The sequence below is a fragment of the Campylobacter sp. JH32 genome (genome assembly GCF_017846535.1).
Classification (GTDB): Bacteria; Campylobacterota; Campylobacteria; order Campylobacterales; family Campylobacteraceae; genus Campylobacter_D; species Campylobacter_D coli.
In genome coordinates, this window is the sequence record NZ_JAEQBS010000007.1 from 1 (window position 1) to 6,983 (window position 6,983).

Sequence of the window (6,983 nt, forward strand, 5' to 3'; positions counted from 1 at the left end):
TTTCTACAGGACCATCTCTTACTAAACAATTGCCTTTATTAAAAAAATATGCTAGCAAAGCTACGATTTTTTGTGCAGATTCTTCTTATCCTATTTTAGCTAAACATGGTATAAAGCCTGATTATGTGCTTTCTTTGGAAAGGATTCCTTTAACTTCTGAATTTTTTAACAATGATTTTGGGGAATTTGATAAGGATATTATGTTTATTGTTAAATCTGTTACACATCCTCACACTATCAAATATCTTCAAAAAAATAATAGAGCTTTTATACTTGTATCCACTTATGCAAGTTTTATACAATATTTAAAATTAGATTATTTTGGATATTTTAACATGGGCAAAAGTGTAGCAAATATGAGCTACCTACTTACAGAATATTTAAACTATAAAAACATTATTCTCATAGGACAGGATTTAGCTTATGCAAAAGATGGATTTTCCCATACTAAAGATTATAAAAATCTTGATAAACATGAAGGACATTTTCAAAGAGATAAGGGCAAATTTCAATGTTTAGCTTATGGAGGTAACGGAAAAGTTGAAAGCTCTGAAATTTGGACTATGTTTCGACTAATTTTTGAAAATGATATTAATTATTTTCAAAAATTATTTAATATCACCACCTACAACTGCACCGAAGGTGGAGCAAGGATAGAAGGAACCATAGAAAAACCTTTTTTATGGGCTTGTGAGAATTTGCTTGATAAAGATTTAAATAAACCTTTTGAAAAATTAGAACCTTTAAGTTTAAATAAACAAAATGAGTTTTTACTTAAGGCTTATTATAAAGTTTGTAAAAGTATTAAGCATTGTAGAGATTTTAGTAAAATACTCAGCAATGATTTTGAAAAAATACAAAGTGTATATTTGAGTTTAAATGAAAAAGAAGAGGATATCAATTTAGCTATTGAAAAAATAGATGAGTTTAAAAATAAACTTGAAGATATAAAACAAATGCAAGATTTATATGAAATTTTAAGTCCTTTGCTAATCCAATTTGAACTTAATCTTGCTAGAATTTATGTCTTAAATCCTAAAACCAAAGAAGATGCTTTTAATAAAAGTATTCTTTGGATAAAAGAACATTTAGAATTTATGGAATTAGTTTATGGACATATTAAAGCACAAGAAAATGCTTTGATTAAAAATATACTTCCTTTAGAAGAAAAACTTAAAGAAAGAAAATTAGATAAATGGATGGAAAGGGTGAGAAGGTGAGAGAAGAAAATAATTTTAACAAAAATTTAAAAGCTTTAAGCGGTTTTGAGTATAACAACTTACGCAAAAAACTTGAGGATCTAAAAGAGCTTAGAGAATTTACTTTCACTCAAGGAAAAGATAATCTTGATATCAATATCATAAAAAAAAGAAATTTAAAAAAAATGTATCAAGATCCCATCAAAGAGCTTGAAAAAAATTTAGAATATTTTAAAGATTTTGCACGCTATCCTGTGCTTTTTTTTTATGGTTTTGGAAATGGAATTTTATATAAAATTCTACTTCAAAATCAAACACTTAAAAGAATAATCATCTTTGAAAAAGAATTAGAACTTATCTTTTTGGCTTTAAATTTCATAGATTTTAGCAAAGATTTAAGCTTAGGGCGACTCATTATTTTACATCATGATGATATTAATCTTCCTAAAATGGATAAAGTTTTTCGTTTGATAGGGGATTTGTTTTATCGTTCTTATAACCTACACATTGCTAATGATTTTTATGAACACTATAAAGAAGATATTTTAAAACTTAATAAACTCAATATGCAAATCATCAAAAATCACAATCTTATGCGTGGTAATGATCCAAAAGATGCTCTTCAAGGTATAGAACAATTTGTTTATAATCTTCCTCAAATGATTACCCATCCTAGTTATAAAGAATTACTTTCTAAAAGAAAGGGTGTAAGTGATACAGCTATCATTGTTTCTACAGGACCATCTCTTACTAAACAATTGCCTTTATTAAAAAAATATGCTAGCAAAGCTACGATTTTTTGTGCAGATTCTTCTTATCCTATTTTAGCTAAACATGGTATAAAGCCTGATTATGTTTGTATGTTGGAACGCGATGAAATAGTAGCTGAATGTTTTAATAATGATTTTGGGGAATTTGATAAAGACATCATTTTTCTAGTAGCTTCTTTGGTGCATAAAAAAACCATTTCTTATCTTGAAAAAAATAAAAGAAAATACATTTTAATTATAAAAGGCCAGCCTTTTGCTAGATGCTTGGGGCTAGACGATTATGGATATATTAACGGAGGTATGAGTGTATCTCACATGGCTTATGGACTGGCTGAAAATTTAGGACATAAAAACATCATTCTCATAGGTCAGGATTTAGCTTATGCCAAAGATGGGCAAACACACTCTCAAGGTTTTATCCATGCTAATTTACACAATGGAGACTATGAAAGGGACTTAGATAGATTTAGCACTACAGCTTATGGAGGAAATGGCAAAGTTCAAAGTTCTGAAATTTGGACACTTTTTAGACAAATTTTTGAAAATTTCATTGCTTTTAGCAAAAGTAAAACTTATAATTGCACCCAAGGAGGTGCTAGGATAGAAAGCGCTATAGAAAAACCTTTTAAAGAACTTTGTGAAGATTTACTCAAAAATAAAAAAGATAAAAAATTTAAAAAATTACAAGTTTTAAATACTAAAGAACAAGTAAAACTCGGATTAAAAATCTATCAAAAAATCAAAAAAAATATGAATCTATCCTTGAATTTTAAAAAAGAGTGTAAAAAAGTTCAAAAACAAATTCACAATCTTACCCATGGAAAAAACAAGCTCTCTCTTGAACAAATAAACCAGAATATAGACAAAATCAAAGAAAAACTTTCAAATAAAAAATATCTCTTTTTGCAAGAAATTTTAGGCCCTACTTTGCATCACGAACAAAGTATATTAACGCCTTTATATCTTAAAGATATCAAAGATGAATCTGATAAACAAAATAAACTTTTTGCTTGGGTTTATGCACACGAAGCTTTGATAGAAAATATCATAGAGCTTTTAGAAGTCCAAGATAAAAGACTTAAGATTGCGATTTTGCCCTTGCAAGACTTTTTAGAAAAGAAAAAAGTACTTTAAAAGCTTAGATGCATAAAAGCATCTAAGAAATTATTGAAGAAGTTTTAAAACATTTTGCTGCACTGCATTAGCCTGACTCATAGCATAAGAACCTGATTGCGCAAGGATGTTATATTTAGAAAAATTTGCACTTTCAGCTGCAAAGTCTACATCTCTTATGGTTGATTCAGCTGCTTTAACATTGACTTGAGTAACAGTGATGTTGTTTATAGTCACTTGAAGTTGATTTTGCACCGAACCAATATCGGCTCTGATTTGATCAAGATTTGTTGTAGCCGTTTCAGCTATATCCATCACAGCCATAGCGCCTTTAAGTGTAGTAACACCTGCTGTTTCATCTTTTACTCCAAGAGAGTTACCTGCTGAAATTTTCATGGTTGCAAACTGAGAAAGTCCGCTTTGACTAGAAAAACCAGAACCTGCAGAAACATTGTATACTGCAGAAAGACCCGATCCACTTGAAAAGGCTACTGCAATTCCAGATATACTTGTAGAATAATTCTTACCGCTACCTACAGAATAACCTGAACCTGCCGAAAATCCACTTCCTGCACTACTCATATAAGCAGTAACAGTAGAAAAGCCACCTAGCATAACTCCTTTATTTACAGAACCAAATCCCATAGCATCAGCGATATTAGCATCAAATCTTCCTTTTGACTCTCTTAAAGAAACAGAAGCCTGAGAGATAAATTGAGTTGCACCAAAGCCTGCAGAAGAAAGATTGCTACCGCTGATTAAAATATCTTTACCATCGTTTTTAACTAAAGATAAACGACCATAGTTTTCTTTCATGCTAGCATTGATAAAGGCACCTCCACCTATATTACCATCGATTTTAATCCCTCTACCCTCTCTTGAAGTAAGCAAAAGTTGTCCATTAGCATCGATTGAAGCTTCAACTCCTGTAGTATCTTTAACTGAATTGATTGCAGAAACTAAAGCTCCATTAGCATCACCATCTTCATAGGCTACTTGACCTATAGTTACCCCATTGATAGCAAAAGTATCTGAAGTAGTTCCAGCTCTAACTGCAGCCATACCTCTAGTTTCTACCGTAAAAGTAGCTCTAACACCGGTTTGATCAGCACTCTTATTGATCTCTTCAGCTAAGGCTCCAAGTCCTGTTCCAACTGAAGTTGAAATCACAACTTTTTGAAACTGAAAATCATCTATACCGTTGTAGTTTTTAAGAGTAAATTGCACTTCGCCACTAGATGAAATTCTTCCTCCTGTTTCAAAGCGTGTTAAACCTATCTTAGAAGACTGGGTTGCTCCTATGGTAGCTTTTATAGTTTGATTTGAACTTGCGCCGATTTGAAATTCTTGATTGATAAAATTTCCACTTAAAAGTTGTTTACCGTTAAATGAAGTAGTATTTGCGATATTGTCAAGTTCTTCCATTAAACGGTTGATATCTGCTTGAAGCATGGTTCTTGTTTTTAAACTTTGTCCATCTTGAGCTGCTTGAGTTGCCTTAGTTTTAATTGTATCTAAGATTTTAAGTTGCTCATCCATAGCCTTATCAGCAGTTTGTAAAATACCTATAGCATCATTACCATTGTTTATAGCTTGACCTAAAGTAGCTGCTTGTGAACGCAAAGAATCTGCTATCGCCATCCCTGAAGCATCATCTGCTGCGGAGTTGATTCTAAGACCTGAACTAAGTCTGCTTAAAGACTTATCCAGTTCTCTAGCATTAACAACTGAATTTGCATGTGCGTTTAATGCACCGATGTTGGTGTTTATCCTAAAACCCATTTTAAATCCTTTCAAAATATTGCATCGAAAAGATTAAAGCAAGAAGTGTTCCAAGTTTTAGTTTGATTAAAAAATTTTAGAGTTTAAAATAAAAAAGCCTAGTATTAAACTAGGCTTGGATTTGTATATATTGCAACTTTTTTTAAACTACTGTAGCAATCTTAAAACATTTTGCTGAACAGAATTAGCCTGTGCCATGGCATAAGAGCCACTTTGAGCTAAGATATTTGCTTTAGAGTAGTTTGCACTCTCGGCTGCAAAGTCCACATCACGGATTTGTGACTCAGCTGCTTTAACATTTACTTGAGTAACAGTGATGTTGTTTATAGTTGATGTAACTTGATTTTGCACTGAACCAATGTCTGCTCTGATTTGATCAAGATTTGTTATAGCTGTTTCAGCTATATCCATCACAGCCATAGCGCCTTTAAGTGTAGTAACACCTGCGGTTTCATCTTTTACTCCAAGAACTGAAGTTTTCATGGTTGCAAACTGAGAAAGTCCGCTTTGACTAGAAAAACCAGAACCTGCAGAAACATTGTATACTGCAGAAAGACCCGATCCACTTGAAAAGGCTACTGCAATTCCAGATATACTTGTAGAATAATTCTTACCGCTACCTACAGAATAACCTGAACCTGCCGAAAATCCACTTCCTGCACTACTCATATAAGCAGTAACAGTAGAAAAGCCACCTAGCATAACTCCTTTATTTACAGAACCAAATCCCATAGCATCAGCGATATTAGCATCGAGCTGTCCTTTTGATTCTCTTAAAGAAACAGAAGCCTGAGAGATAAATTGAGTTGCACCAAAGCCTGCAGAAGAAAGATTGCTACCGCTGATTAAAATATCTTTACCATCGTTTTTAACTAAAGATAAACGACCATAGTTTTCTTTCATGCTAGCATTGATAAAGGCACCTCCACCTATATTACCATCAATTTTAATCCCTCTACCCTCTCTTGAAGTAAGCAAAAGTTGTCCATTAGCATCGATTGAAGCTTCAACTCCGGTAGTATCTTTAACCGAATTGATTGCAGAAACCAAAGCACCGTTTCCATCACCATCTGTGTAATCTACCTTACCTATAGTTACCCCATTGATAGCAAAGTCATCTGAAGTAGTTCCAGCTCTAACTGCAGCCATACCTCTAGTTTCTACCGTAAAAGTAGCTCTAACACCTGTTTTATCAGCATTTTTATTGATCTCATCTGCCAAGGCTCCAAGTCCTGTTCCAACTGAAGTTGAAATCACAACTTTTTGAAACTGAAAATCATCTATACCGTTGTAGTTTTTAAGAGTAAATTGCACTTCACCGCTAGCTGAAATTCTCCCTCCTGTTTCAAAGCGTGTTAAACCTATCTTAGAAGATTGAGTTGCTCCTATGGTAGCTTTTACAGTTTGATTTGAACTAGCACCGATTTGAAATTCTTGATTGATAAAATTTCCACTTAAAAGTTGCTTACCGTTAAATGAAGTAGTATTTGCGATATTGTCAAGTTCTTCCATTAAACGGTTAATATCTGCTTGAAGCATAGTTCTTGTTTTTAGACTTTGTCCATCTTGAGCCGCTTGAGTTGCCTTAGTTTTGATTGTATCTAAGATTTTAAGTTGCTCATCCATAGCCTTATCAGCAGTTTGCAAGATACCTAAAGCATCGTTACCATTAGATATAGCTTGACCTAAAGTATTAGCTTGAGATCTTAAACTGTCTGCTATCGCCATCCCTGAAGCATCATCTGCTGCGGAGTTGATTCTAAGACCTGAACTAAGTCTGCTTAAAGAAGCATCTAAACTTTTACTATTTAAATCAGCGTTTGCTTTTGCATTTAAAGCTGCAACATTGGTGTTAATACGAAATCCCATTTTAAATCCTTTTAAAAAATTTCAAGCTCATCCATGAACTTGTTAAATGCTATATCGTGCAATCAAAAAAATATTTTATACTTTGGTGTCAAAATTTCATACTTTTGACAAAGACTTGTATTTTTGCTCTAGTTTTTCTATAAAATAAAGCAACCATTCATGGTAAGCTTTAATATAAGCTGTGATGAAATGCGTTTTATCTTGTATATGAAGTTTTAATACATCAGCAATCATTTTTCCACGATAAGCA

5 protein-coding genes are annotated in these 6,983 nt (G+C 32.6%); 2 read left to right on the forward strand and 3 right to left on the reverse strand.

Annotated features, from left to right (window positions below):
- Both KAR67_RS06060 and KAR67_RS06065 read left to right on the forward strand, forming a co-directional pair.
- Window positions 1-1,220, forward strand: a 1,220-nt coding sequence (locus KAR67_RS06060) for a motility associated factor glycosyltransferase family protein (RefSeq protein WP_192801066.1), incomplete at its 5' end; no start/stop codon positions are given.
- Window positions 1,217-3,103 carry a motility associated factor glycosyltransferase family protein gene (locus tag KAR67_RS06065; protein ID WP_162284652.1) on the forward strand — a complete coding sequence of 629 codons (1,887 nt, stop codon included), beginning with the start codon at window positions 1,217-1,219 and terminating at the stop codon, window positions 3,101-3,103. The genes KAR67_RS06060 and KAR67_RS06065, both read left to right, overlap by 4 nt.
- A 30-nt stretch (window positions 3,104-3,133) precedes the next feature.
- Here KAR67_RS06065 and KAR67_RS06070 read toward each other — a convergent pair whose 3' ends face one another.
- The 3 genes from KAR67_RS06070 to KAR67_RS06080 all read right to left on the reverse strand — a co-directional run.
- The gene (locus KAR67_RS06070) at window positions 3,134-4,864 is read right to left on the reverse strand and encodes a flagellin A (RefSeq protein WP_162284651.1); all 1,731 of its coding nucleotides are present in this window, start codon (window positions 4,862-4,864) and stop codon (window positions 3,134-3,136) included.
- A 147-nt stretch (window positions 4,865-5,011) separates the two neighbouring features.
- Window positions 5,012-6,733, reverse strand: a complete 1,722-nt coding sequence (locus KAR67_RS06075; RefSeq protein ID WP_162284650.1) for a flagellin — start codon at window positions 6,731-6,733, stop codon at window positions 5,012-5,014.
- A 96-nt stretch (window positions 6,734-6,829) separates the two neighbouring features.
- Window positions 6,830-6,983 (reverse strand): motility associated factor glycosyltransferase family protein (locus tag KAR67_RS06080; RefSeq protein WP_192801067.1); only part of this gene is annotated, 154 nt, incomplete at its 5' end.